General features: G+C 68.9%; 2 protein-coding genes. One reads left to right on the forward strand and one right to left on the reverse strand.

What is annotated here, in order from left to right; all coding sequences use genetic code 11:
* Positions 1 to 50 precede the first annotated feature (50 nt).
* The gene (locus U9980_RS13740; RefSeq protein WP_322768267.1) at positions 51 to 1658 is read right to left on the reverse strand and encodes a phage tail sheath family protein; all 1608 of its coding nucleotides are present in this window, start codon (positions 1656 to 1658) and stop codon (positions 51 to 53) included.
* A 193-nt stretch (positions 1659 to 1851) separates the two neighbouring features.
* Here U9980_RS13740 and U9980_RS13745 point away from each other — a divergent pair.
* Positions 1852 to 3125: ATP-binding protein (locus tag U9980_RS13745; RefSeq protein WP_322768268.1), on the forward strand; the 1274-nt coding region annotated here is incomplete at its 3' end.

The following is a 3125-nucleotide window of genomic DNA, read 5'->3' on the forward strand; positions in this document are numbered from 1 at the left end:
TCCTGCTGGAGCATTATCCTGATTTCGTCGACCGGCTATTCGTCGACCGGCTATTCGTCGGCGCCGCCGCCACCGCTCAGCTGGGCGATGCGGAACACGACGAACTCAGCGGGCTTGACCGGGGCCACCCCGATCTCGATGACGACCTGCCCGGCGTCGACGACCTCCGGCGGGTTGGTCTCCTCGTCGCATTTCACGTAGAAGGCCTGGTCCGCGGTTGCTCCGAACAGTGCGCCGTCGCGCCACATCCGCAGCAGGAACGACCCCACAGTGCGCCGCAGTCGCTGCCAGAGCTCCAGGTCGTTCGGTTCGAAGACCGCCCACTGGGTGCCACCGAGAATCGACGCCTCAAGGTAGTTGAAAAGGCGGCGGACGTTGACATAACGCCAGGCCGGGTCCGAGGACAGGGTACGGGCTCCCCAGACCCTGATACCGCGGCCCGAGAAAGCTCGGATGACGTTGATGCCGGCCGGGTTCAGTGCGTCGTGCTCGGCCCGGGTGATGTTCGATTCCAGATCGAGCGCGCCACGGACGATCTCGTTCGCGGGCGCCTTGTGCACGCCCCGGCTGTCGTCACTGCGCCCCCAGATACCCGCGACCGAGCCGCTCGGAGGAATGAACCGGTTACGGCCCTCCACCGGGTCGAAAACTGCTACCCACGGCCAGTAGATGGTGGCGAACTTCGAGTCGTATCGGGCTTTCTCCCGCACCCAGTCCCTGATCTGCTGGGCGTTGAAACCGGGCGGCGGGTCGAGGATCGCCATCCGATCGGCCATGTTTTCACAGTGGTCGATCATGGCCTGCTGGACCGCCTGGACGGTGTTCAGGTCAAGTTGGCCCTGCTCGTAACAGAACATCAGGTCTGGCGCCGCCACGATGGTGACGTCGTCACATGCGGTGAGGCCACCCAGACCCGTGCGGGCGCTGACATCGCCGACGTAGTCCTCCGAGCCGGCGCTCGGCGTCGCCGCCGGCTCGGCCGCGCGTAGTACGACCTCACCAACAACCGGCACCCGGTCGGCCACGGGTACACCGTCGACCTCCCGCACCCGAACAAACCGGGACTGTTCGTTCACGATGGTCGTGACATTGCGCCGGCCGCGTCGTGCGGTGAGGTTCTCGAAGCTCTCCACCGGCCGGCCGTCCTGCTTGACCAGCACGGTGAACGTGCCGCCGGGCGCCTCCGGCTCGGCAGCCGGTTCACCACCTGCTGCGCCACCCGCCGCGCCAGCCGCCGTCGACGAGCCGTCCCCGGCCGCCCGCTCGGCGGAGGTCACCTCGACCGCAAGATTCGCGTGTGTGCCGGGGTCGGCCGCCTCGACCCGGTAGGTGATCACACCTGGCCGGGTGGCACTGGTGAGTTCGGCCACCGGCACACCCGCCGGATCGGCAGCGCCGGAGCCGACGCTGACCACGTAGCAGGCACCGCCACCGTTGTTGAAGTAGTGGAACACCGACAGCGGCAGGTAGGCGCCAGGAACGAAGTCACCGAACACGCGGGTGAACTGGCCCCAGTTGGCAAGCCGGACAGGCTCGTTGCGGGGGCCGCGGGCGGTGAAGCCGACGAACGCGGCGATCGCCGTTCCCACCCCCTCGATCGGGCGTGCCCCGGCCTCGACCTCCTCGACATACACACCGGGCGACCGGTAGTTCGGCATGACGCGCTCTCCTCGCCTGGGAAGGGTCCGGATCAAGCGTGGCCTGCGGCCACCGTCGCGCCAACGTCCGTCAGCGCCGTCCGCCGGGCACACAACCCGGCCCGAACGGGCAGCCAGCGATGTGGTAGTTAAGGATCGCTGACTTATGATAAGTCAGCGATCCTTAGCTGACCAAGGGTCTCTGGAGGAAATCATGCCTGCCAAGCCACCCGAGTTGTTCGGCCGCGACGCCGAGTGGTTCGAGCTCACCGCGTTCGCCGGCGACCCGACGCCGGGCGCGACCCTCGCACTCGTCTACGGACGGCGCCGGCAGGGCAAGACCCTCCTCCTCGAACTACTCTGTGAAGCAGTCGGCGGGTTCATGGTCACCGGCGTCGAGCAGTCCGACGCCCAGAACCTCGCCGATCTGGCCGCCGCCTTCACCCGGTTCACCGGCTCCCCCTACCCGGTGGCCTTCACCGACTGGGGACAGGCGGTCGACGCGCTGTTCCGGCTGGGCGAACAGCGCGACACCCCGCTCCCCGTCGTGCTCGACGAGTTCCCCTACCTCGTCGCCCAGAACAGCGCCATCCCATCGCTGATCCAGAACGCGCTCAGCCCACGCGGGCCGGCCCGTCAACACTCCCGCACCCGACTGATCCTGTGCGGAAGCGCCCTGACTCTCATGCGGGGGCTACTCGCCGCATCCGCCCCACTGCGCGGCCGGGCCATCACCGAGCTCATGCTCCACCCGTTCGACTTCCGCGACGCCGCCGGCCTGTGGGGCCTGACCGAGCAGCCGGACGTTGCTCTGCGCGTCCACGCTCTCGTCGGCGGCACCCCGGCCTACCGGGACTTCTGTGCCCGGGACGCGCCCGAGGACGCCGGCGACGTCGACCCGTGGGTGGTGCGCCGCCTACTCAACCCCGCCGGGGCGATGTTCCGCGAAGGCCGGGTGCTGCTCGCCGAGGAAGCCGGTCTCACCAACCCGGCGCCCTACTACGCCGTGCTCGCCGCCATCGCCCGCGGCCGCACCCGACGCGGAGAGATCGCGAACGAACTCGGCCGGGACACCGGTGGCATCCACCACGCCCTGACCGTGCTCACCGACGCGCATCTGGTCACCGGCCACCAGGACGCCTTCCATGCCCGCCGAACGAGCTTCACCCTCGCCGAACCGGTGCTGCGCCTGCACCAGCTGGTGATCCGACCCGAGGAGACCCGCCTGTCACTGCGCCGCGGCGCCGAGGTCTGGGCCGAACTCGCAGACACTGTGTCCGCCCGTATCTACGGACCGCACTTCGAGGACATCGCCCGCACCTGGTCGTTGGCCTACGCCTGTGTGGAAACCCTCGGGGGACGGGCGAGCCGCGTCCAACCTGCGATCCTACGGTGTCCGGACACCGCGTGCCCGGCCCGCGAACACGAAATCGACGCGGTCGTCATCGAGGTCCGGCCGAACGAGCCGGACCGGGTGCTGGCCATCGG

This window comes from Protofrankia sp. Cr1, assembly GCF_963555865.1.
Classification (GTDB): Bacteria; Actinomycetota; Actinomycetes; order Frankiales; family Frankiaceae; genus Protofrankia.

Coding starts and splice junctions, on each gene's coding strand:
- U9980_RS13740 (WP_322768267.1), bottom strand. CDS start 1,658: ATGCCGAACTACCGGTCGCCCGGTGTGTATGTCGAGGAGGTCGAGGCC.